This is a genomic window from Nocardioides sp. N13(2025), from assembly GCF_051912545.1.
Taxonomy (GTDB): Bacteria; Actinomycetota; Actinomycetes; order Propionibacteriales; family Nocardioidaceae; genus Nocardioides.
In genome coordinates, this window is the sequence record NZ_CP196809.1 from 1,165,143 (window position 1) to 1,187,518 (window position 22,376).

The window sequence follows — 22,376 nt, forward strand, 5'->3', positions numbered from 1 at the left end:
TCAGCCCTGCGAGCGCTCGATGAACGCCACGGCGTCACCGACGGTCTTGAGGTTCTTGACCTCGTCGTCCGGGATGGTCACGCCGAACTTCTCCTCGGCGGCCACGACGACCTCGACCATGGAGAGCGAGTCGACGTCGAGGTCGTCCACGAAGGACTTGTCCAGCTGGACGTCGTCGGCGTCGACGCCGGCCACCTCGTTGACGATGTCGGCGAGGTCGGCACGGATTTCTTCGGTGGTGGCCATGGGGCCTTCCCTTCTTCTTGTGGTGGAGCTGGTCGGTTCGGGGTGGTGCGGATCAGGGGACGGTGACGACCTGCGCGGCGTAGGCCAGGCCGGCGCCGAAGGCGATCAGCAGGGCGGTGTCGCCGCTGCGGGCGTCACCCTCGAGCATCATCCGGTCGAGCGCGAGCGGGATCGACGCGGCCGAGGTGTTGCCCTGGTCGGCGATGTCGCGGGCGATCCTGACGCCCGCGGGCAGCTTCATCGAGCGCGCCATCGCGTCGATGATGCGCATGTTGGCCTGGTGGGGCACGAAGACGTCGAGGTCCTCGGGGCTGACGCCGGCCGCGTCGAGCGCCTGCTGCGCGACCTTGGCCATGGTGAAGGAGGCCCAGCGGAAGACCGGGTTGCCCTGCATGGTGAGGTGCGGCATCACGCCGGAGCCGGGGTGCGCGTCGCTGCCGACGACGTCGCGCCAGTCCTCGCGCTGGCGGATGAGGTCGTACTGGTCACCGTCGGAGCCCCAGACCACCGGGCCGATGCCGGGGGTCTCGCTGGGACCGATCACGGCCGCGCCGGCACCGTCGGCGAAGATGAAGGCGGTGCCGCGGTCCTTCATGTCGGTGATGTCGGAGAGACGCTCGACCCCGATGACCAGGACGTGGCGGGCGCTGCCGCCGCGGACCATGTCGGCACCCAGGGCGACCGCGTGGCAGAAGCCGGCGCAGGCCGCGGAGATGTCGAAGGCCGCCGCGTGGTCGGTGCCGAGCTCGGTCGCGATCGCCGGGGCGATGGCGGGCGTCTGGAGGAGGTGGCTGACCGTGGCCACCACGACGCAGTCGACCTGCTCGGGGCTGATGCCAGCGCGCTCGATGGCCTGGCGGGAGGCGGCCACGCTCATCATCTGCACGGTCTCCTCCGGCGTCGCGAACCGGCGCGTCTTGATGCCGGAGCGCTGCTGGATCCACTCGTCGCTGGAGTCGATGGCGTCGACGACCTCGGAGTTGGGGACGAGCCGGGACGGGCGGTAGACGCCCAGGCCGAGGATGCGCGCGTGGGCCGCGCCGACGGAGGCGTTGAGGGCGGCCATCAGATCGACGCCTCGGGGTGCAGGCGCAGGAGGGGCTGACCGGGGGAGACCAGGTCGCCGTCCTCGACGAGCCACTCGACGATCGACCCGCCGTGGGGCGCGGTGATCTCGGTGCGGTCGCGCAGGCTGGCGACCTCGCCGATCGGTGCACCGGGCTGGAGCAGGTCGAGGGCGGCCGCCTCGGCGGAGATGTGGAAGGTGCCCTTCGCCGGGGAGACGACCATCCGCCACGTGGGCGTCGTCTCGATCATCGACGCCTCGCCGTGCTTGTCGCAGAACTCGCGGGCCGCGTCGAGCTGGTCGGGGGTCTTGAGGGCGAAGGTCTCCACGCCCTTGAGCGCGCGCTTGGCGATGCCGGTCAGCGTGCCCGCCGGCGGCATCTCCAGGATGCCGGTGACGCCGAGGTCGCTCATGGTCTCCATGCAGAGGTCCCAGCGGACCGGGTTGGCGATCTGGCCGACGATGCGGCGCAGCACCTCGCGGCCGTCGTGGACGACCTGGCCGTCGCGGTTGGAGATCACCGGGGTGCGGGGGTCGTGGGTCGAGACCGCGCGGGCCAGCGAGGAGAGCCGGTCGACCGCGGGAGCCATGTGCGAGGTGTGGAACGCGCCCGCGACGCTCAGCGGCATCAGCCGCGCCTTGGCCGGCGGCTCGTCGGCGAAGGCGGCGAGCTGCTCCATCGTGCCGGCGGCGACGACCTGGCCGGGACCGTTGTCGTTGGCGGGCGTCAGGCCGTGGCGCTCGAGGGAGGCGAGGACCTCCTCGCGGTCGCCGCCGAGCACCGCGGTCATGCCGGTGGCGGTGGTGGCTGCCGCCTCGGCCATCGCGTTGCCGCGCTCGCGCACCAGGACCATGGCCTGCTCGGCGCTGATGGCGCGGGCGCCGGCCGCCGCGGTGAGCTCACCCACGCTGTGCCCGGCCACGGCGCCGATGCGCGAGAACGCGTCGGCGGGGTGCGGGAAGAGCTCGAGGGCCGCGATCAGCCCGGTGGCCACGAGCAGCGGCTGGGCGATCTTGGTGTCGCGGATGGTGTCCGCGTCGGCCTCCGTGCCGTAGTGGGCCAGGTCGATGTCGGCGACGGTGGCGAGCCAGTCGAAGCGGGCGGCGAAGGTGCGATCCTCCAGCCAGGGCTTGAGGAAACCGGGGGTCTGGGCCCCTTGACCGGGAGCGACGATGACGAGCACGAGTCCAACTGTGCCGGGTTCCGGCGCACGAGGACGGGTCCGACGCCGACGAAACTGACCCCCAGATCTTTGTAGGGTTCCTACAGTTCTGTTCGTCCTGACTGGCGCCCTAGGATGAGCGCCAGCTGCAGGGTGAAGGCCTCGCGGGGGCGCGTCGGCGACCACCCCGTGACCTCGGCGATCTGGCGCAGCCGGTAACGCACGGTGTTGGGGTGCACGAAGAGCGCGCGTGCCGTGCCCTCGATCGACGATCCGTGCTCGAACCACGCGCCGAGGGTCTCGAGCAGGGTGCCGCGGGCGGCCACCAGCGGGAGGTAGACCTCGTCCACCAGGTGCCGGCGGGCGTGGCCGTCGCCGGCCAGTGCCCGCTCGGGGAGCAGGTCGCGACTGGCCACCGGACGGGGTGCGTCGGGCCACCCGCTCGCAGCCCGGTGCGCCGAGAGTGCCGCCCTCGCGGAGGCGCTCGCGTGGGCCAGGTCGGCGGTCACCGGACCGACGACCACCGGCCCCTCGCCGAAGTGGTCGAGGAGCCTCGTCGCCGCCTTGAGCGGGTCGGTGACGCCGCCGAGCACGACGACCAGCCGGTCGCCCTGGTTGGCGCAGAGGGCATCCATGTCGCCGGCGCGCGCCGAGCGGCGTACGGACTCGAAGACGTCGAGCTCGGCCCGGTGCGGGGGCACGGCGCCCAGCACCACGGCGACGTCCCCGTGTGCGCCCCAGCCGAGCGCGCTCGCCCGGGACAGCACGGTCTCGTCGGCCTCCGCGCGGACCACGGCGTCGACGACGAGCGCCTCGAGGCGCGCGTCCCACGCGCCGCGCGACTCCGCGGCGCGGGCGTAGACGGCGGCGGTCGCGAAGGCGACCTCACGGGCGTAGCGCAGCACCGCGTCGTGGACCTCGCCGACGTCCTCGGGGTCGAGCAGGGCGTCGATGTTGGTCTCCACGACCCGGATGCTCAGCCGCACCAGCTCCACGGTCTGCTGCAACGAGATGACGCCCGTCAGCTCGCGCGGCGCGGCGCCGAAGACCACCACGTCGAGGGGGTCGTGGACCTTGGCCTCCACCTCCACGTCGTACCACTCGACGAAGCCGCGGATGCCGGCCTGCACGATCAGCCCGACCCAGGAGCGGTCCTCCGCACTGAGGTCGTCGAACCACGGCAGGTCCGTCGACATCCGGCCCGTCGCGGCCGTGCTGAGGGCCCCCGAGGAGTTGCGCAGGGCCTGGGCCGCGCGGCGTCGTGAGGCGGGCATGGCACGACTCTAGTCCGACGACGGCGCATGACGGCCGTAGTGGGATTCCCACGAACGTGTCGTGAACTCCTGGTGACGCCCGGAGGTCACGAGTTGGCATCGGCGGGAGGTGCTCCGACTGCGGGCCAACCTTGCTCTGGTTGAATCCGCCACCTGCCTTGAGAGTTGGAGGGTCGAGTGCCCCGTCGCAGCAGCCAGCACGTCCCGCACGTCCAGCACGTCACCGTGCACGGGCACCGGCGCGCCTACGTCCGGATGGGGTCAGGTCCCGCGGTCCTGCTGCTGCACGGACTGGGGTGCGACCACACGACGTGGGGCCCGGTCATGGAGTCCCTGGCCCGCACGCACACGGTGATCGCGCCGGACCTGCTCGGCCACGGCGAGTCGGACAAGCCGCGGGCGGACTACAGCGTGGGCGGCTACGCCAACGGCATGCGCGACCTGCTCACCATGCTGGGCATCGACACCGTGACCGTGGTCGGGCACAGCTTCGGCGGGGGAGTGGCGATGCAGTTCGCCTACCAGTACCCCGAGCGGACCGAGCGCCTCGTCCTCGTCGGGTCGGGCGGGCTCGGCCCCGAGGTGAGTCCCGCGATCCGGGCGATCACCACGCCAGGCTTCCACCAGGTGATGGCCGTGCTGGCCGCCCCGGGGCTGCGCCACCTCACGACGACGACGCTGCGGATGCTCGCGCGGACCCGCGTCAGCCAGCTGCGCGACCTCGGCGAGGTCGCCGACATCTACGACTCCTTCAAGGACCCGCACACCCGCGCCGCGATCCGCCACGTGGTCCGGGCGGTGGTCGACTGGAAGGGACAGATCGTCACCATGTCCGACCGCGCCTACCTCACCGAGGCGATGCCGATGTGCGTGGTGTGGGGCGCCGACGACCTGGTGATCCCGGTCGCCCACGCCAGCAACGCGAGCGCCCTCGCGCCCACGGCCCGGATCGAGATCATCCCCAACGCCGGCCACTTCCCGCACAAGGACCACCCCGAGCGGTTCGTGAAGATCGTGCGCGACTTCATGCGCTCCACCGAGCCGAGCCGCTACGACCGTGACCGCTGGCGCGAGCTGCTCCACGAGGGCGCGGCGCGGATGCCGATCCAGGCGGAGGCCGGCGACTCCCCGCTCGCCCCGGTGCACGCCGTACGACGCGCCGCCGGGGCCTGAGCGGCCATTTCTCCACTCGAGCGGACACATGTCCGCTCAGGCACGGAGCGAGCCATGTCGTGGTCGGTCATGCCCACCTGGCCCACTGGGACACGGAAATGGCCGCTCGACGCACGGTATGCCGTGTGCTGAGCGGCCATATGTCCGCTTGAGTCGACCGATGGGCGGGGTCGGGTCGGGTCGGGGGGAGGCCCCGGCGCCGTCAGGCGTCGCCGCCCTCCTGCTTGATGTCCTTGGTGGCGGTCGGGTCGTCGATGCGGTAGCGCTTCGCTGCCTCGACGACCTTCTCCACGGGCAGCTCGCCGGCGTCGGCCAGCGCCTGGAGGGCCTGGACGACGACGCTCTGGGCGTCGATGTGGAAGAAGCGGCGGGCGGCCGGTCGCGTGTCGGCGAACCCGAAGCCGTCGGCCCCGAGCACGCGGTAGTCGGCCGGCACCCAGCGCGCGATCTGCAGCGGGACGGCCCGCATGTAGTCGGAGACCGCGACGACCGGGCCCTGCACGTCGGCGAGCTTGTCGCTGACGTAGGCGGTGCGCTTCTCCTCGCCGGGGTTGAGCAGGTTCCACTGCTCGGCCGCGGCGCCGTCGCGGGCCAGCTCGTTCCAGGAGGTGACCGACCACAGGTCGGCCTGCACGCCCCACTCCTCGGCGAGCAGGCGAGCCGCCTCCTGCACCCAGGGGAAGCCGACGCCGGAGGCCATCAGCTGGACCCGGGGACCCTCGCCCTCGGCGACCGCGACGCGGTGGATGCCCTTGAGGATGCCGTCGACGTCGACGTCGGACGGCTCCGTGGGCTGCGAGACCGGCTCGTTGTAGACGGTCAGGTAGAAGATGACGTTCTCGCCGTCCCCGTCGGGGCCGCCGGTGCCGTACATCCGCTCGAGGCCGTTCTGCATGATGTGGCTGATCTCGTAGGCGAACGCCGGGTCGTAGTGCACGACCGCCGGGTTGGTCGCGGCGATCAGCGGCGAGTGCCCGTCGGCGTGCTGCAGGCCTTCACCGGTCAGCGTGGTGCGACCGGCGGTGGCGCCGATGAGGAAGCCGCGGGCGAGCTGGTCGGCCATCGCCCAGATGGAGTCGCCCGTGCGCTGGAATCCGAACATCGAGTAGAAGATGTAGAACGGGATCATGTGCTCGCCGTGCGTGGTGTACGACGACCCGGCGGCGGTGGCCGAGGCCATCGCGCCCGCCTCGGAGATGCCCTCGTGGAGCATCTGGCCCTGGGCGGACTCCTTGTAGGACAGCAGCAGCTTGCGGTCGACCGACTCGTACTGCTGGCCGCCCGGGTTGTAGACCTTGGCGCTCGGGAACATCGAGTCCATGCCGAAGGTGCGGTACTCGTCGGGCGCGATCGGCACGATGCGCTCGCCGATCTCGGGGTCCTTCATCCAGTCGCGGAGCAGCCGGACGACGGCCATCGTGCTGGCGATCTTGTTCTTGCCGGAGCCCTGCTTGAGCTCGGCGTACAGCTCGTCGCCGGGCAGCTTGAGGGCCGCGGCCCGGTTGACCCGGCGCGGGATCGAGCCGCCGAGGGCGTTGCGCCGCTCGAGCATGTACTCGATCTCGGGGGCGTCGGCGCCCGGGTGGAAGAACGGCGCGCCGCCGGTCTTCTCGTAGGACTCCTCGAGGTCGCGGTCGCTGATCGGCAGGTAGAGCCGGTCGCGGAACTTCTTGAGGTCCGCGAGGGTCAGCTTCTTCATCTGGTGGGTGGCGTTCTTGCCCTCCAGGGCGTCGATGGTCCAGCCCTTGATGGTGTGGGCGAGGATCACCGTCGGCTGACCGGTGTGCTTGGTCGCGGCGTCGAACGCGGCGTACACCTTGCGGTAGTCGTGACCGCCGCGGGGGAGCTTCTCGATCTGGGTGTCGCTCATGTGCTCGACCATCTTGCGCAGGCGCGGGTCACTCCCGAAGAAGTGCTCGCGGACGTAGGCGCCGTCCTCGGTCGAGTAGGTCTGGAACTGGCCGTCGGGCGTGGTGTTCATCCGGTTGACCAGCACGCCGTCGACGTCCTTGGCGAGCAGGGCGTCCCACTCGCGGCCCCACACGACCTTGATGACGTTCCAGCCGGCACCGCGGAAGTTGGCCTCGAGCTCCTGCATGATCTTGCCGTTGCCCGTGACCGGGCCGTCGAGCTGCTGCAGGTTGCAGTTGATGACCCACGTGAGGTTGTCGAGCTCCTCGCGCGCGGCGACGCGGATGGCGCCGAGCGACTCGGGCTCGGCCATCTCGCCGTCACCCATGAAGGCCCACACGCGCTGCTGCTGGGTGTCCTTGATGCCGCGGTTGTCCAGGTAGCGGTTGAACCGGGCCTGGTAGATCGAGCCGATGGCCGTGAGGCCCATCGACACCGTCGGGAACTCCCAGAAGTCGGGCATCAGGCGCGGGTGCGGGTACGACGGGAGGCCGGCGCCCTTGCCGTGCTGGACCTCCTGGCGGAAGCGGTAGAGCTGCTCCTCGCTGAGGCGGCCCTCGAGGAACGCGCGGGCGTAGACGCCCGGGGAGCCGTGGCCCTGGATGTAGATCTGGTCGCCGCCCCCCTCGTGGTCCTTGCCGCGGAAGAAGTGGTTGAAGCCGACCTCGTAGAGGCTGGCCGAGGACTGGTAGGTGGCGATGTGGCCGCCGACCTCGAGGCCCTTGCGGTTGGCGGAGGAGACCATGACCGCGGCGTTCCAGCGGATGAACGCGCGGATGCGGCGCTCGACCTCCTCGTCGCCGGGGAACCACGGCTCGCGCTCCGGCGGGATGGTGTTGATGTAGTCGGTCGAGCGCAGGGCGGGCACGCCCACCTGCTTCTCCCGCGCGCGCTCCAGCAGGCGCAGCATCACGTAGCGCGCCCGGTCACGGCCCCGGTCGTCGAGCATCGCGTCGAAGGACGCGAGCCACTCCTGGGTCTCGTCCGGATCGATGTCGGGCAGCTGGGTGGGGAGTCCTTCGTGGATCACCGGCACGATCGCCGGGTTCTTGCTGGCCGTGTCGGTGGACTTATCAGCGTCACTCACAGGCTCATCGTGTCACGCGAGCCGCCGCCACGAAATCTACCCACGGGTAGTCCCGTCCGCCGTCCCGGAACGGCGTGCTGGGAGGGGGTGGTGAGGGGGCTCGGGTGGCTCGGCGGGCGGGACGGGGTTGCACCGTGTGCTCTGTTCGGGTGGACTAGGGGCACCTGAAAACGGGGATCGACGAACATTGGAGGCACTGCGTGAGCTCGACGGTGGGCGATTCTGCCCAGGCGACCGGGACGGGAGACCGGCTGGGGCTGAAGCCCGGCATGGTCGTCCAGGAACTCGGCTGGGACAACGACACCGATGACGAGCTTCGCGTCGCGGTCGAGGACTGCATCGATGCCGACATGGTGGACGGCGACTACGGCAACGTGGTCGACGCGGTCGTGCTCTGGTGGCGCGACGACGACGGTGACCTCGTCGACGGACTGGTGGACGCGCTGACCGACCTGGTCGGCGGCGGCTCCATCTGGCTGCTGACGCCCAAGGTGGGCCGCCCCGGCACGGTGGACGCAGCAGACATCGCGGAGGCGGCGCCCATCGCAGGGCTGTCGCAGACGACCACGGCGGCGGTCAGCAAGGACTGGCAGGCCACCCGGTTGGTCGCCCCGAAGACCCCCGCGTGACCGCCCGGGACGTCGCCGGCGCGCTCGCCGGCCTCCCCACGACGGTGCGCGTCCTGGGGCGCGCGGGCGTGATCCGCCCCTACGGCCCGAGGACGCTGTTCGACCTCGGCCGCGTGCTGGTGCGATGGGGCACCGGACCGGCCGGCGGCTTCGCCACGCTCGCCGCCCGCTCGCCCCACCAGGTCGGTGTGGTCGACGAGCTCGGCGAGCTGACCTGGGGCGAGCTGCACCGCCGCTCCAACTCCCTGGCCCGGGCGCTCGCGGAGCGCGGCGTGCAGGAAGGCGACTCCGTCGCGGTGATGTGCCGCAACCACCGCGGGTTCATCGACGCCTCGATCGCGGTGGCCAAGCTCGGCGCCGACATCCTCTACCTCAACACCGCCTTCGCCGGACCGCAGCTGGTCGACGTGCTCGACCGGGAGGCGCCGAGCATGGTGATCCACGACGAGGAGTTCACCGGCCTGCTCTCCGGCGCCCGCGTCGAGCGACGGGTGCTGGCGTGGACCGACGAGGACTCGGTCGACGCCGAGACGCTCGAGCAGCTGGTGTCGGCGTACGACGAGAGCGACCTGCAGCCGCCTGCGCGCCACGCCCGCATCGTGATCCTGACCTCCGGCACCACCGGCACGCCCAAGGGCGCGCCGCGCAACGAGGCCGGCATCGACGCCGCCGTCTCGCTGCTCTCGCGCATGCCCCTGCGAGCAGGCTGGCGCACCCACATCGCAGCGCCGCTCTTCCACACCTGGGGCTTCGCCCACCTCGCGCTCGCGATGCTGCTCGGCTCCACGGTCGTGCTGCGACGCACCTTCGACCCCCTCGCCGCCCTGAAGACCACGCAGGACGAGCGGTGCCAGTCGCTGGTCGTGATCCCCGTGATGCTCCAGCGGATGCTCGCGCTCGACCCCGACGAGGTCGCGGACATCGACCTGTCCCGGGTGAAGGTGGTCGCGTCGTCCGGGTCGGCCCTCCCGGCGACGCTCGCCGAGGCGTGGATGGACCGCTTCGGCGACAACCTCTACAACATCTACGGCTCCACCGAGGTCGCCTACGCCTCGATCGCGACGCCGGAGGACCTGCGCGCGGACCCGACGTCGGCGGGCAAGCCGCCCTACGGCACGGTCGTGAAGATCCTCGACGAGCACGGCCACGAGCTGCCGCAGGGGGAGACCGGCCGGATCTTCGTCGGCAACGGCCTGCTCTTCGAGGGCTACACCCACGGCGGGTCCAAGGAGGTCGTCGACGGCCTGATGTCCTCGGGGGACGTCGGCTTCTTCGACCCCGACGGCCGGCTGCACGTGGCCGGGCGCGACGACGACATGATCGTCTCCGGGGGAGAGAACGTCTTCCCGCAGGAGGTCGAGGACTGCCTGGTCGCGCACGACCGGGTCCAGGAGGTCGCAGCGATCGGCGTGGCCGACGACGACTACGGCCAGCGGCTGCGGGCCTTCGTGGTGCGCGCCGGTGAGGTGACCGCCGACGAGCTGCGGGACCACGTCAAGGCCAACCTGGCCCGCTTCAAGGTGCCGCGCGAGATCGTCTTCCTCGACGAGCTGCCCCGCAACGCCACCGGCAAGGTGCTCAAGCGCGAGCTGGCCGAGCACGGCGGCGAGGACGGGTCGTGAACGGCCAGGGGCTCTGCATCGGCGACGAGGCGCCCGACTTCAGCCTGCGTGACCAGTTCGGCCAGGAGGTCCGGCTCAGCGACTTCCGCGGCCGCAAGGCCGTCGCGCTGATGTTCTTCCCGTTCGCATTCACCGGGATCTGCACCGGCGAGCTGTCCGGGGTGCGCGACCGGCTCGACGAGTTCCTCACCTTCGACACCGAGGTGCTGGCCCTCTCGTGCGACTCCGTCTACGCGCTGCGCAGCTTCGCGGAGGCGGAGGGGCTCAACTTCCCGCTGCTCTCCGACTACTGGCCGCACGGCGCTGTGGCCTCCGCCTACGAGGTCTTCGACCAGGTCAAGGGCGCCCCGCGGCGCTCGTCGTACGTCGTGGACCGCGACGGCCGGCTGACGTGGTCGGTGCACAACGCCAACCCCGACGGACGCGACCTCGACGAGCACCTGCGCGAGCTGCACGCGGCCGTCTCCTGAGGCCCTCGTCGCGCTCCGGTCTAGACCGATCGGGGCCTTTTTCCAGATTCCCCTGACGCCCTTGGGCACTGGTGTAATCTTCTTCTTGTTGAGCCGCTGGTGACCCGAGACGCCAGCGGCTCAACTCATTTCATTTCCGGCCCGCCCACGTGCCTGCACGGGATTCTGGGCCGCGGACGGGGTCCCGTAGTGTGTGCCACTGCGCGTCGGTAGCTCAGCGGTAGAGCACTCGGTTTACACCCGAGCGGTCGGCGGTTCGAAACCGTCCCGACGCACCATGCGTACGCCGTCTCGCAGGCCGTTCGGCGCTGCCGGTGCACCGTCCGTCGCAGTCCGTGAGCAAGCACTCGTCCTCCTCGGTGACGCATGCCACAGTGGGCGCCATGATCGTCCCCTTCAGTGTCACGGACTTCATCGAGCGTGCCGCCCTGGTCTACGGCGAGCGGGTGGGTGTGGTCGACGAGCCCGACCAGCCGGCCGAGTCCCTGGGCCGGCTCACCTATGCCGAGGTGCACGAGCTGTCGCGCCGGCAGGCGGCCAGGCTCGACGAGCTGGGCATCGAGGTCGGGGAGCGGGTGGCAGTGGTCAGCCACAACTCCGCGCGGTTGCTCACGTCGTTCTTCGGAGTGTGCGGCTCGGGGCGGGTGCTGGTGCCGATCAACTTCCGGCTGCGCCCCGACGAGATCGCCTACATCGTGTCGCACTCGGGTGCGCGGGTGCTCTACGTCGACCCGGAGCTGGTGGAGTCGCTCAAGGAGATCGACGTCGAGCACACCTTCGTGCTGGGTGACGACGAGTCGATGTTCGCCGCGCCCGGCACCGAGCCGCGGACGTGGGAGCCGGACGAGAACGCGACGGCGACGATCAACTACACCTCGGGCACCACGGCGCGTCCCAAGGGCGTGCAGATCACCCACCGCAACATCTGGACCAACGCGCTGACCTTCGGCCTGCACGCCGGGGTGAGCGACCGTGACGTCTACCTGCACACGCTGCCGATGTTCCACGCCAACGGATGGGGGATGCCGTTCGTGATGGCGGGCATGGGGGTGCCGCAGGTGGTGCTGCGCAAGGTCGACGGTGCGGAGATCCTGCGTCGGGTGGCCGAGCACGGGGTGACCGTGATGTGTGCGGCGCCCGCGGTGGCCGCGGCCGTGCTCGAGGCGGCGGCGGACTGGGAGGGCGAGATCCCGGGCCGGGACAAGGTGCGGATCATCATGGCGGGCGCCCCGCCGCCGACGAAGACGGTGGTGCGGGTGCAGGAGGAGCTGGGCTGGGAGTTCGTCCAGATCTACGGCCTGACCGAGACCTCGCCGCTGCTGACCATCAACCGCACCCGCGCCGAGTGGGACGACCTGTCGCCGGAGGATCGGGCCGGCAAGCTGGTCCGCGCCGGTGCCCCGGCGATCGGCGTACGGCTGCGCACGGACGACCAGGGCGAGGTGCTGGCGCGGTCCAACGTGATCCTCGACGGCTACTGGGAGCGTCCGGACGAGACGGAGAAGGCACTGGTCGACGGCTGGTTCCACACCGGTGACGGCGGCGTGATCGGCGACGACGGCTACCTGACGATCAGCGACCGCAAGAAGGACGTGATCATCACCGGCGGCGAGAACGTGTCCTCGATCGAGGTCGAGGACGTGCTGTTCTCCCACCCGGCGGTGGCCGAGGTGGCCGTGATCGGGGTGCCGAGCGAGAAGTGGGGCGAGACGATCAAGGCGCTTGTCGTGCTGGCCGAGGGCGCGCAGGCCGACGAGGCCGAGCTCATCGCGTGGTGCAAGGACAAGGCCGCCGGTTACAAGGCGCCCACCTCGATCGAGTTCCGCGACGAGCTGGCGCGCACCGCGACCGGTAAGCTGCAGAAGTTCAAGCTGCGGCAGCCCTACTGGGAGGGACAAGCCCGCCAGGTCAACTAGCCGGGTCGACCAGCCGGTCCTCGATAATCACCGCATGCCCTCGCTCGCGGACGTCGTCGACCTGCTCCACTCCTGGTACCCGCCCCACACGGCCGACTCCTGGGACGCCGTCGGCCTGGTCGCCGGCGACCCCGACGCCGAGGTCGTCAAGGTGATGTTCGCCGTGGACCCGACGATCGAGGTCGCCCGCGAGGCCGTCGAGTGGGGTGCCGACCTGCTGGTGGTCCACCACCCGCTCTTCCTGACGCCGGTCAGCTCGGTCGCGGCGACGACGCCGAAGGGACGCACGTTGCACACCCTCGCGTCGGGCGGGTGCGCGCTGCTGGCCGCGCACACCAACGCCGACCAGGCCGAGGGCGGGGTCTCGGAGTCGCTGGCCCTCGCGCTGGGGCTGCGCGACCTCGCGCCGATCCGTCCGGCACCTTCCGGAGCACTGGACAAGATCGTGGTCTTCACGCCGGTCGCCTCGGCCGAGGCGGTCCGCACCGCCCTCACCGACGCCGGAGCCGGTCGGTTGGGCGACTACGACTCGTGCACCTGGACGACGTCGGGGGAGGGGCGCTTCCGCCCGCTCGACGGCGCCTCGCCGACCATCGGAGAGGTCGGTGGGCTCGAGGTGGTCGACGAGGTGCGGATCGAGGCGGTGGTGCCGCGCGCACGTCGTACGGCGGTGGTGCGGGCGCTGCTCGAGGCGCATCCCTACGAGGAGCCGGCCTTCGACGTGGTGCCGCTGGCCGACCCCGGCCAGGCCGCCACCGGCACCGGGCGGGTCGGCACGGTCGAGGAGACCACGCTCGAGCGGTTCGCGGCCCGGGTCGCCGAGGCACTGCCCGCCACGGCGCACGGCGTACGCGTCGCGGGTGCGGCGGACCGGCCGGTGCGCCGGGTCGCGGTCTGCGGCGGCGCCGGCGACTTCCTGCTCGACGAGCTGGCGCACAGCGACGTCGACGTCTACGTCACGAGCGACCTGCGACACCACCGCGCGGCCGAGTTCCTCGAGCACGCAGGGCCCGCCCTCGTCGACGTCGCGCACTGGGCGGCGGAGTGGACCTGGCTCCCCGCGGTGGAGGCTCGGCTGCGCCGGGAGGTGGGCGATAGGGTCGAGACCCGGGTCAGCACGCAGTGCACGGACCCGTGGACGTTCCGTCCCGCCGAGCAGTCACCCCAGCAGGAGAGTCGTTGAAGGCCGATCCCACGCACCAGCTCCAGCTCCTCGACGTCGCCGAGCTCGACCGCCGCGCCGCGCAGCTGCGTCACCAACGTGCCCACCTGCCCGAGCTGGGGGAGATCACCGCGCTCGAGAAGGAGCGCACCGCCCTCACCGACCAGGTGCGTGACGCCCGCATCGTCGTCGACGACTTCACCGTCGAGCAGGCCAAGGCCGACCGGGAGGTCGAGCAGGTCAAGGCGCGGCGCGAGCGCGACCGCACCCGGATGGACACCGGCCAGATCACCAACCCCAAGGACCTCGAGCGGATGCAGCACGAGCTGGTCTCGCTGGAGCGCCGCATCGGCACGCTGGAGGACGCCGAGCTCGAGGTGATGGAGGCGCTCGAGGAGGCCCAGCAGCTGCTCGACGGCCTCGGCATCCGTGCCGACGACATCGACGCGAAGCTCGCCGAGCTGGTCGCCGCCCGCGACGAGAAGCAGGCCTCCATCGACGCCTCGCTCACCGAGGTCGCCGGTGCCCGGGGGCCCGCCCTCGACGGCATGCCCGACGACCTGCTGGCGCTCTACGAGCGGCTGCGGGAGCAGAAGGGTGTCGGCGCGGCCCTGCTGCGTGCGCGCCAGTGCGGCGGCTGCAACATGACGCTCGACGCCTCGGAGCTCTCGCGGATCCGGTCAGCCCCCGCCGACGAGGTCATCCGGTGCGAGGAGTGCCAACGCATCCTCGTGCGCACCGACGAGTCGGGACTCTGAGAGACCCGAGAGCAGGCACGGCCCCCATGCGCAGTGGCTTCCTCGACGCGGAGCTGATGGCCGCACGCGGGCGTACGTCGGTGCGTGCCCGGGTCGCCCGGCTGCGGGCCAAGGGCTGGGTGATCGGTCAGTGCGCGGTCGCGGCGGGTGTCGCGTGGTGGCTGGCCGCCGACGTGTTCAAGCACCACCTGCCGTTCTTCGCGCCGATCGCGGCCGTCGTCTCGCTGGGGATGTCCTACGGCCAGCGGCAGCGGCGGGTCGCCGAGGTCACCGTCGGGGTGGCGCTCGGGGTGTTCCTCGGCGACGTCACGACCCACCTCATCGGGTCGGGCGGGCTCCAGATCACCCTCATCGTCGCGGCGGGCATGTCCATCGCGCTGCTGCTCGACGCGGGGCAGCTGATGATCATCCAGGCCGCGGTGCAGGGGATCGTGGTGGCTGCGCTCGCCCCCGCGCCCGGCGATGCGTTCCTGCGGTGGACCGACGCGATCATCGGGGGAGGGGTCGCGCTGGTGGCCGCGACGGTGGTGCCGCGGGCACCGCTGCGCAAGCCGCGCGACCAGGCTGCCGTGGTCGTGCGCAAGATCGCCGAGCTGCTGCGGTCGTCCGCCGACCGCCTCGCTGACGGCGACGCCGAGCGCGCGCTGGCGGTGCTGGCGGACGCCCGCTCGACCGACAAGCTGATCGCCGAGCTGCGGGCCGCCTCCGTGGAGGGCCTGTCGGTGGTCGCCTCCTCGCCGTTCCGCAGGAGGCACGGTGAGCACCAGCGGCAGCTCGCCGAGCTGGTCGAGCCGCTCGACGTGGCCCTGCGCAACACCCGCGTCGTGGTGCGCCGGGTGGCCGTCGCCTGCTACCGCCGCGAGCCGGTGCCGGCGTCGTACGCCGCCCTGATGCGCGACCTGGCGGTGCTGTCCGAGCGCGTCGCCGACGAGCTCGTGGCCGACCGGATGGCCACGGCCGTGATCGACGACCTCATCGCGCTGGGTCGCGCCACCGCTGCCGTGGAGCACAGCGACGACCTGTCGGCCGAGGTGATCCTGGCGCAGGTGCGCTCGATCGTGGCCGACATGCTGGCCCTCTGCGGGATGGACCCGCTCGAGGCGACCGACGTCATCCCGCTGCGCTGAGCGCGGGCGGCCGACGCGGAGGTCGGTCAGTGGGGCTTGTGCGCGAGCAGGACGGCTTCCGACGCGGGCCTTGCGGCGCCGAGCACGCTCTTCGCGGAAACCGACTGTGCGGTGCCTGCGACGCAGCATCCACGTCACAGTGACCGCGCAGGGGTGCGGCGGCCAGCTACCCTCCGGCGTGCACGTCGGAGACCACCACGTCGAGCTGGGTCCCCTTCGGAGTCGGCTCACCGAGCTCGACCGTCCAGCCGAGCCGGGTGAGGGTGTCGGCGAGCGCCCGCGGGGTGCGGGGGTCCGCGCCGTCCTCGAGCAGGGCGCGGACGATGCGGCCCTTGGTGGCCTTGTTGAAGTGGCTCACCACGGTGCGCCGGCCGCCTGACTCGTGGAGGACGCGCACGGTGGCCACGCGGTGGCTCACGTCCTTCGTGGGCCTCCAGAAGGCGGCGTACGTGCTGGAGCGGAGGTCGACCAGCATCCCGTTGCGCATGCCGTCGGTGATCGCGTCGCCGAGCACCTCGCGCCACGCGCCCGCGACCGAGCCCACGCCCGGCAGGACGGCGTCCCCGGACAGGCGGTAGGCCGGGATCCGGTCGCCCGGCCGGACGATCCCGAACAGGGAGCTCGTCACCGCGAGGCGCGAGGTCACGCGGCGCCGGGCCGCGGGGGAGAGGGTCGCGACGTCGAGCGCGTCGTAGAGGACGCCGGTGTAGATCGCGTCGGCGCGGGCGGTCGGGGCGGTGCCGAGGTCCGCGTTGCGCTGGACCAGGTCGCGCTGCGCGGGCCCGAGGCCAAGCACCTCGGCCGCCTTGTCGGCGTCGTCGCGGCAGAGGTCGACGAGCGCCTCCAGCAGGGTCGTACGCGTGGCGGTGAGGCCGGGCGACGACACGGAGGCGAGGTCGAGCGGCTTGCCGCGCCGGGGAGCGGCCTTGCCCTCGCTGGGGGGAAGCAGGATCAGCACGTCGCAAGCGTAGGGAGCGCGACCCCGCCGCGCCCGGCTAGGGTCGCCGTATGCCCAGCAACCGTGTGGTGAAGGTCCGTTCGACCGGGGACAGCGTGACGGCGCAGGAGATGCGCGACGGCATCGCCGCGATCCAGCAGGAGCTGAAGGTGACGCCGTCGTTCCCCGACTCGGTGGAGAAGGCGGCCGCCGACGCGGCGGCCAACCCGCGCCTGCCGGAGCTCGACCGCACCGACATCGAGCTCGTCACGATCGACCCCGAGTCGGCCCGCGACCTCGACCAGGCGATGCACATCGCGCGAGACCCGGACCATGCCGGCGGCTACGTCGTGCACTACGCGATCGCCGACGTCGCGGCCTTCGTGACGCCGGGCGACGCCGTCGACGTCGAGGCCAACCGGCGCGGCGAGACGCTCTACGGCGCAGACTCCAAGGTCCCGCTGCACCCCACCGTGCTGAGCGAGGGGGCCGCGTCGCTGCTGCCCGACGAGGTGCGGCCGGCGCTGCTGTGGACGATCAAGGTCGACGAGACCGGCGAGGGCACCGACGTCGAGGTCGAGCGCGCCCTGGTGAGGTCGCGCGCCAAGCTGTCCTACGAGGCCGTCCAGGCCGACCTCGACGCGGGTCGCGCCGACGAGATGATCCTGCTGCTCAAGGAGGTCGGCGAGCTCCGGCTCGCCCGCGAGGCGTCCCGTGGCGGTGTGTCGCTGCCACTGCCCGAGCAGGAGCTCATCGAGAACGGCGACGGCCACTGGGAGCTGGAGTTCCGGCGGCTGACCCCGGTCGAGACCTGGAACGCGCAGATCTCGCTGCTGACCGGCATGGGCGCGGCGTCGCTGATGGTCTACGCGCGCGTCGGCATCCTCCGCACGCTGCCGCCGGCGGACCCGCACGACGTCCAGCGGCTGCACCGCACGGCGCGGGCGCTGGGGATCGAGTGGCCCGCCGAGCAGCTCTACCCCGACTTCGTGCGCACGCTCGACCCGTCGAAGCCCACCCACGCCGCGATGATCGTGGCGTGCACCCGGCTGCTGCGCGGCGCCGGCTACGTCACCTTCAACGGTGAGCTGCCCGAGCAGGCGCAGCACTCCGCGCTCGCCTCCGAGTACGCCCACGTGACCGCGCCGCTGCGCCGGCTCGTCGACCGCTACGCCGGCGAGGTCTGCGTGGCCCTGTGTGCCGGGACCGAGGTGCCCGACTGGGTGGTCGCCGCGATGCACGAGCTGCCGGACACGATGACGAGCTCGGGGCGGCGGGCCAACCAGTACGAGAACGCCGTGGTCGACCTCTGCGAGGCCGAGCTGCTCCACGACCGGGTCGGCCAGAGCTTCTCCGCCGTCGTCGTCGACCTCGACGAGAAGGACGAGCTGAAGGGCGACATCACCATCCAGGACCCCGCCATCGAGGCGACCGTCACCGGCACCGAGCCGCTCCCGCTCGGCGAGGAGGTCCGGGTCGAGCTGGTGCAGGCCGACCCGAAGTCGCGATCGGTGGAGTTCCGCCTGGCCTGAGAGACGTGTCACTCCACTCCTTTGGGGTGTAGGGGAAAGACGCGCGAGGGCATTGGGTTAACACTTGTTTTCCCAATCATTCGCTCCCAGGGGGTCTGCATGAGCACGAACTCAGAAGGTCTGTCCGCCGACGAGATCGCCGGGGAGGGCGTCACCGCCCTGCCAGACAAGGAGGTGGTGTCGGTCCTCGACCTCAACGCCGACCTCGATCTCGCCATCGACGCGGCCGCGCCGATCGACCTGGCAGTGGCGGCCAATGCCAACGTGGCCGCGCCGATCGACGCCGCGGTCGGGGCCAACATCCTGTCCGCGGGCTCGACTGCCCAGGCACTGTCCGACCAGGGTGTCATGATCAACCAGGACATCACCGCCGACGCGACGGCCGAGTCCACCCAGGACAGCGTCATCGAGCAGGGCGACGCCGCCGCGGCTCCGACCGAGGGCATCGACGGCGCCGTGGGCGGCACGAGTCCCGAGCCCGCGACCCTCGACGGCGCGGCCGCGACGTCCCTCGACGGTGCCACCGACGGGGTGACCGACGGCGTCGGTGGCGTGACCGACGGGGTGACCGACGGGGTGACCGACGGCGTGACCGACGGGGTGACCGGCGGCGTGACCGACGGGGTGACCGACGGGGTGACCGGCGGCGTGACCGACGGGGTGACCGGCGGCGTGACCGACGGGGTGACCGACGGGGTGGGTGGCGTGACCGACGGCGTCGGCTCGATCGCCGACGGCAACCTGCTCAACGTGAACGTCGACCTGGCCGCAGACGCCGACATCGCGGCACCCATCAACGGTGCTGTCGCGGCCAACGCCAACGTCGCAGCCCCCATCGACGCGGCAGTCGCGGCGAACATCGGGTCCATCGACAGCGACGCGGTCGCCGTCGCGCAGCAGGACGCCATCATCAACCAGAACATCGAGGGCGAAGCGAGCGCGACCGCGGACCAGTCGTCCGAGATCACGCAGCCTGACCAGCCCCAGCCGTGACCGAAGGGGTCTCTGCCCCGGCGACGCCTCCTGAGGTCGCCGGGGCCTCGGGGGTGCCGTCGCGAGCGGACGGGGTGCAGCTGATCGGTGAGATGCAGGGCTCCGGCTATCGCACGCCGCCGGCCCTCGCGCGTCGTGGTGATGGGCAGACGGTCCAGCTGACGCCGCTCCTCTACGCGACCCTTGCCGCGCTCGACGGCCGTCGGACGTACGACGAGGTCGCCGCGGCGGTGTCCGAAGCGACCGGCAGGTCGGTCTCGGAGGGCAACGCCAGGCAGCTCGTCGAGAAGCTCAGTCCCACGGGCCTCGTCACGCTCGAGGACGGTTCGTCGCCCGAGCTTCGCCGGAGCAACCCGCTGCTGGGGCTGCGGTTCAAGGTCGCCGTCACGGACCCCGAGAAGACGCGTCGGCTGACCGCGCCCTTCGCGGGACTGTTCCATCTCGCCGTGGTCGTGCCCGTGCTCGCGGTCTTCGCCTGGATCTGCTGGTGGGTGCTGTTCGACAAGGGGTTGGCCTCGGCGACGCACGAGGCGTTCGCCCGGCCCGGGCTGTTGCTCGCCGTGCTGGCGGTCACGATCCTGTCCGCGGGCTTCCACGAGTTCGGCCACGCGGCCGCCGCGCGGAGAGGCGGGGCGACCCCCGGCGTCATGGGCGCGGGGCTCTACCTGGTGTGGCCGGCGTTCTACACCGACGTCACCGACTCCTACCGGCTCGGACGCGCGGGACGGCTGCGAACCGACCTCGGCGGGCTCTACTTCAACGCGATCGTCGCCGTTGTCACGGTGGGTGCCTGGTGGGCGACCCACTACGACGCGCTGCTGCTCCTGGTCGCCACCCAGATCCTCCAGATGCTCCGACAGCTCCTGCCGTTCGTGCGCTTCGACGGCTACCACGTGCTGGCCGACCTCACCGGCGTGCCGGACCTCTTCCACCGGATCGGCCCGGTGCTTCGCAGCATCGTCCCCGGGGTCCCCGCGCAACCCGACGCGCAGGCGCTGAAGCCCTGGGCCCGGACGGTCGTCACGGCCTGGGTGCTCACGGTCGTCCCGGTCCTCCTCGGCGTCATGGTGCTCACCGTGCTGACCCTGCCGCGCCTCGTCGGCACGGCGTGGGCCGCGGCCCGGGCCCAGCAGGAGCAGCTGGCCGCTGCGCTCGGCGAGGGCGACCTCGTCTCCGCTGCGGCGCGGGGCGTCGCGATGGTGGTGGTCGTCCTGCCGGTCGCCGCCTTCGGCTACGTCCTCGTGCGGCTGGTACGTCAGGTCGGCGCGGCGGTCCTGCGACGTACGGCCGGGAAGCCGCCGCGACGCGCTCTGGCGGGCCTGACGACGATCGCCCTGGTCACCGCGCTCGTCGCGGCCTGGTGGCCCTCCGAGGATCGCTACCGCCCCATCCAGGCCTACGAGGACGGCACCCTCACCAGCGCCCTGGCCCTGCCCGGATCGCGCTCCACGGTGTCCGTCGGTGACGAAGGCGCCGGCACGGTGATGTGGCCGGACGACACCGCGCTCCCGACGAGGGAGGCCCCGCAGCTGGCCACGGTCCTCGTGCCCGACGACGGCAACGCCCTCGTCGACGGTGCCGAGCCCCAGACCCCGCAGGCGCCCGCCGCGACGAGCGACGACCCCCGAGGTGAGGCCAGCCCGACACCGACCCCGACCACGCCCGAGTCGACCGACGATCCGACGGCACCGGATGGTGACGACACCTGGATCTTCCCCTTCGACGAACCGCTCGCTCCCGGGGCGGGCGACAACCAAGCCGTCTCGGTCAACACCACCGACGACACCGCGTCCTACTCGGTCGCCTTCGCCCTGGTGTGGGCCGACGGCTCCGAACCTGCGGAGAACACCAACGAGGCCTTCGCCGCCGCCAGCTGCACCAACTGCGCCGCCGTCGCCGTCGCGTTCCAGATCGTGCTCGTGGTCGGCGACGTCGACGTGGCCGTGCCGCAGAACCTCGCGGTCGCGGCCAACTACGAGTGCACCAGCTGCCTGACCTACGCCCTCGCCGTCCAGCTGTTCATCACCCTCCCTGGTGAGCTGAGCGACGACGCCGTTGCGTCCATCAACGAGCTGTGGCAGCAGATCGCCGACTACGGCGCGACCATCGCGCAGGTCCCGCTCGACGAGATCCAGGCACAGCTCACGGCGTACGAGCAGCAGGTGCTCGACATCGTGGAGGCCGACCTGGGGCCCCTCACGGAGACCGAGTCACCGTCCCCCACGGAGGAGCCGACGCCCACTCCCACCGAGTCGGACTCGGCGTCGCCCTCGAGCACGCCGTCGCCCGAGGAGCCCACGGAGTCGCCCACGACGCCGTCCCCCTCGGAGACCACCAGCCCGACTCCGACACCGACCCCGACACCGACTCCGACCGAGAGCCCGAGCCCGAGCCCGACCGAGAGCCCGACCACTCCTGCCCCGACGAGCGCGAGCCCGACGGCTGACGCCACCGAGTCGGCAAGCGTGGGGTGAGGCGCGGGGCGCCACCAGAAGCAGGGGTCATCGAACCGGACCGGCGCCGCGCACGTACTCCTCGACGAGAGGCGGGTGGGCGGCGGTGATCGGTGTCCGGCACGGGCTTGTGGTGCACGTCGCTGCCCTGGGCGTGCTGCTCGTCCTGCTCGACGTGGGTGCTGCCGCGATCGTCGTCGGCCTCGCCTGCGGCCTCGTGCTCGCGGTCGCCGCCGCGCGCCGGGCGGTCGTCGACGGGGTGGCGCGCCTCGGCCCCGCCGACCTGGTCACGCTCGCCCGCGCGGTGCTGGCCTGCGGGGTCGCGGCGCTGGTCGCCGAGTCGCTCGCGACGGGCGCCGACGTCGTACGGACGCTGGTGCCGCTCACCGCGGTGGCCCTGGCGCTGGACTTCGTCGACGGCCGCATCGCGCGGCACACGGGCACCGCGTCGAGGTTCGGCGCCCGGCTGGACGGGGAGGCCGACGCGTTCCTGATCCTCGTGCTCAGCGTCCACGTCGCCGGCTCGGCCGGCGCGTGGGTGCTCGCGATGGGCTTGGTCCGCTACGTCTACGCCGGCGCGACGTGGGTGGTGCCGTGGATGCAGCAGGAGCTGCCGCCGCGCTACTGGCGCAAGGTGGTGGCGGCCTGCGTCGGCATCGCGCTGCTGCTCGCCGCGTCCGGCCTCGCACCGGCAGCAGCGACGTACGCCGTGCTGGTGCTCGCCGCGCTGCTGCTGGCCGAGTCGTTCGGCTGGGACGTGGTGTGGCTGTGGCGCCGGCGAGTGAACCGGACGGGCGGCGGAACCGTTCTCCCTGACAGGACACTCGAGCGGACCACGCGAACGGACAGGTGAGGAC

At 71.9% G+C, this 22,376-nt stretch carries 18 protein-coding genes and 1 tRNA gene; 13 read left to right on the forward strand and 6 right to left on the reverse strand.

Features of this window, described 5'->3' with window-relative positions:
* The 4 genes from ACS3YM_RS05625 to ACS3YM_RS05640 form a co-directional block, all read right to left on the reverse strand.
* A complete protein-coding gene (locus ACS3YM_RS05625) occupies positions 1–246 on the reverse strand; it encodes an acyl carrier protein (RefSeq protein ID WP_056599877.1) in 246 nt (81 codons plus the stop codon).
* Positions 247–298: 52 nt separating this feature from the next.
* Positions 299–1,312: a beta-ketoacyl-ACP synthase III gene (locus tag ACS3YM_RS05630; RefSeq protein WP_439939092.1), complete on the reverse strand. Its 1,014-nt coding sequence runs from the start codon at positions 1,310–1,312 to the stop codon at positions 299–301.
* On the reverse strand, positions 1,312–2,496 hold the full coding sequence (locus ACS3YM_RS05635; protein WP_439939093.1) for an acyltransferase domain-containing protein: 1,185 nt from the start codon (positions 2,494–2,496) through the stop codon (positions 1,312–1,314). The genes ACS3YM_RS05630 and ACS3YM_RS05635 overlap by 1 nt, the downstream gene beginning before the upstream one ends.
* An 80-nt stretch (positions 2,497–2,576) precedes the next feature.
* A complete protein-coding gene (locus ACS3YM_RS05640; RefSeq protein ID WP_439939094.1) occupies positions 2,577–3,749 on the reverse strand; it encodes a PucR family transcriptional regulator in 1,173 nt (390 codons plus the stop codon).
* A gap of 177 nt (positions 3,750–3,926) precedes the next feature.
* Between ACS3YM_RS05640 and ACS3YM_RS05645 the strand changes: the two genes are divergently transcribed.
* Complete coding sequence (locus ACS3YM_RS05645; RefSeq protein ID WP_439939095.1) at positions 3,927–4,922, forward strand: alpha/beta fold hydrolase; 996 nt, start codon at positions 3,927–3,929, stop codon at positions 4,920–4,922.
* Between the two features lie 202 nt (positions 4,923–5,124).
* Here ACS3YM_RS05645 and aceE read toward each other — a convergent pair whose 3' ends face one another.
* Positions 5,125–7,920 carry a pyruvate dehydrogenase (acetyl-transferring), homodimeric type gene (gene aceE / locus ACS3YM_RS05650; RefSeq protein WP_439939096.1) on the reverse strand — a complete coding sequence of 932 codons (2,796 nt, stop codon included), beginning with the start codon at positions 7,918–7,920 and terminating at the stop codon, positions 5,125–5,127.
* A gap of 200 nt (positions 7,921–8,120) precedes the next feature.
* Between aceE and ACS3YM_RS05655 the strand changes: the two genes are divergently transcribed.
* The 8 genes from ACS3YM_RS05655 (at position 8,121) to ACS3YM_RS05690 (ending at position 15,604) form a co-directional block, all read left to right on the forward strand.
* Complete coding sequence (locus ACS3YM_RS05655; RefSeq protein ID WP_439939097.1) at positions 8,121–8,549, forward strand: DUF3052 domain-containing protein; 429 nt, start codon at positions 8,121–8,123, stop codon at positions 8,547–8,549.
* The gene (locus tag ACS3YM_RS05660; protein ID WP_439939098.1) at positions 8,546–10,171 is read left to right on the forward strand and encodes an AMP-binding protein; all 1,626 of its coding nucleotides are present in this window, start codon (positions 8,546–8,548) and stop codon (positions 10,169–10,171) included. Before ACS3YM_RS05655 ends, ACS3YM_RS05660 begins: the two co-directional genes overlap by 4 nt.
* Positions 10,168–10,641 (forward strand): peroxiredoxin, encoded by a 474-nt coding sequence (locus ACS3YM_RS05665; RefSeq protein ID WP_439939099.1) that lies wholly within the window; start codon positions 10,168–10,170, stop codon positions 10,639–10,641. The genes ACS3YM_RS05660 and ACS3YM_RS05665 overlap by 4 nt, the downstream gene beginning before the upstream one ends.
* A gap of 203 nt (positions 10,642–10,844) precedes the next feature.
* Positions 10,845–10,919: transfer RNA gene (locus ACS3YM_RS05670), tRNA-Val, on the forward strand.
* 105 nt (positions 10,920–11,024) lie between these two features.
* Entirely contained in the window at positions 11,025–12,557 is a 1,533-nt protein-coding gene (locus ACS3YM_RS05675) for an AMP-binding protein (RefSeq protein ID WP_439939100.1), read from the forward strand.
* Positions 12,558–12,591: 34 nt separating this feature from the next.
* Entirely contained in the window at positions 12,592–13,740 is a 1,149-nt protein-coding gene (locus tag ACS3YM_RS05680) for a Nif3-like dinuclear metal center hexameric protein (protein ID WP_439939101.1), read from the forward strand.
* Positions 13,737–14,477, forward strand: coding sequence for a zinc ribbon domain-containing protein (locus ACS3YM_RS05685; protein WP_439939102.1), 741 nt, complete (start codon positions 13,737–13,739; stop codon positions 14,475–14,477). The genes ACS3YM_RS05680 and ACS3YM_RS05685 overlap by 4 nt, the downstream gene beginning before the upstream one ends.
* 26 nt (positions 14,478–14,503) lie before the next feature.
* On the forward strand, positions 14,504–15,604 hold the full coding sequence (locus ACS3YM_RS05690) for an FUSC family protein (protein ID WP_439939103.1): 1,101 nt from the start codon (positions 14,504–14,506) through the stop codon (positions 15,602–15,604).
* A 166-nt stretch (positions 15,605–15,770) separates the two neighbouring features.
* On the opposite strand, the gene yaaA is transcribed toward ACS3YM_RS05690, so the two are convergent.
* A complete protein-coding gene (gene yaaA, locus ACS3YM_RS05695; protein ID WP_439939104.1) occupies positions 15,771–16,562 on the reverse strand; it encodes a peroxide stress protein YaaA in 792 nt (263 codons plus the stop codon).
* 50 nt (positions 16,563–16,612) lie between these two features.
* Between yaaA and ACS3YM_RS05700 the strand changes: the two genes are divergently transcribed.
* The 4 genes from ACS3YM_RS05700 (at position 16,613) to ACS3YM_RS05715 (ending at position 22,372) form a co-directional block, all read left to right on the forward strand.
* Positions 16,613–18,073 carry an RNB domain-containing ribonuclease gene (locus tag ACS3YM_RS05700; protein WP_439939105.1) on the forward strand — a complete coding sequence of 487 codons (1,461 nt, stop codon included), beginning with the start codon at positions 16,613–16,615 and terminating at the stop codon, positions 18,071–18,073.
* Between the two features lie 99 nt (positions 18,074–18,172).
* Positions 18,173–19,066, forward strand: a complete 894-nt coding sequence (locus ACS3YM_RS05705) for a peptidoglycan-binding protein (RefSeq protein ID WP_439939106.1) — start codon at positions 18,173–18,175, stop codon at positions 19,064–19,066.
* A 74-nt stretch (positions 19,067–19,140) separates the two neighbouring features.
* Positions 19,141–21,540 (forward strand): hypothetical protein, encoded by a 2,400-nt coding sequence (locus tag ACS3YM_RS05710; RefSeq protein ID WP_439939107.1) that lies wholly within the window; start codon positions 19,141–19,143, stop codon positions 21,538–21,540.
* Positions 21,541–21,652: 112 nt separating this feature from the next.
* Entirely contained in the window at positions 21,653–22,372 is a 720-nt protein-coding gene (locus ACS3YM_RS05715; RefSeq protein ID WP_439939108.1) for a CDP-alcohol phosphatidyltransferase family protein, read from the forward strand.
* Positions 22,373–22,376: the final 4 nt, after the last annotated feature.

Excerpts from the sequence above, each read along its gene's own strand:
- ACS3YM_RS05705 (WP_439939106.1), top strand. The coding sequence starts at position 18,173 with ATGAGCACGAACTCAGAAGGTCTGTCCGCCGACGAGATCGCCGGGGAG.
- ACS3YM_RS05630 (WP_439939092.1), bottom strand. The coding sequence starts at position 1,312 with ATGGCCGCCCTCAACGCCTCCGTCGGCGCGGCCCACGCGCGCATCCTC.
- ACS3YM_RS05680 (WP_439939101.1), top strand. The coding sequence starts at position 12,592 with ATGCCCTCGCTCGCGGACGTCGTCGACCTGCTCCACTCCTGGTACCCG.
- ACS3YM_RS05690 (WP_439939103.1), top strand. The coding sequence starts at position 14,504 with ATGCGCAGTGGCTTCCTCGACGCGGAGCTGATGGCCGCACGCGGGCGT.
- ACS3YM_RS05640 (WP_439939094.1), bottom strand. The coding sequence starts at position 3,749 with ATGCCCGCCTCACGACGCCGCGCGGCCCAGGCCCTGCGCAACTCCTCG.
- ACS3YM_RS05625 (WP_056599877.1), bottom strand. The coding sequence starts at position 246 with ATGGCCACCACCGAAGAAATCCGTGCCGACCTCGCCGACATCGTCAAC.
- ACS3YM_RS05700 (WP_439939105.1), top strand. The coding sequence starts at position 16,613 with ATGCCCAGCAACCGTGTGGTGAAGGTCCGTTCGACCGGGGACAGCGTG.
- ACS3YM_RS05675 (WP_439939100.1), top strand. The coding sequence starts at position 11,025 with ATGATCGTCCCCTTCAGTGTCACGGACTTCATCGAGCGTGCCGCCCTG.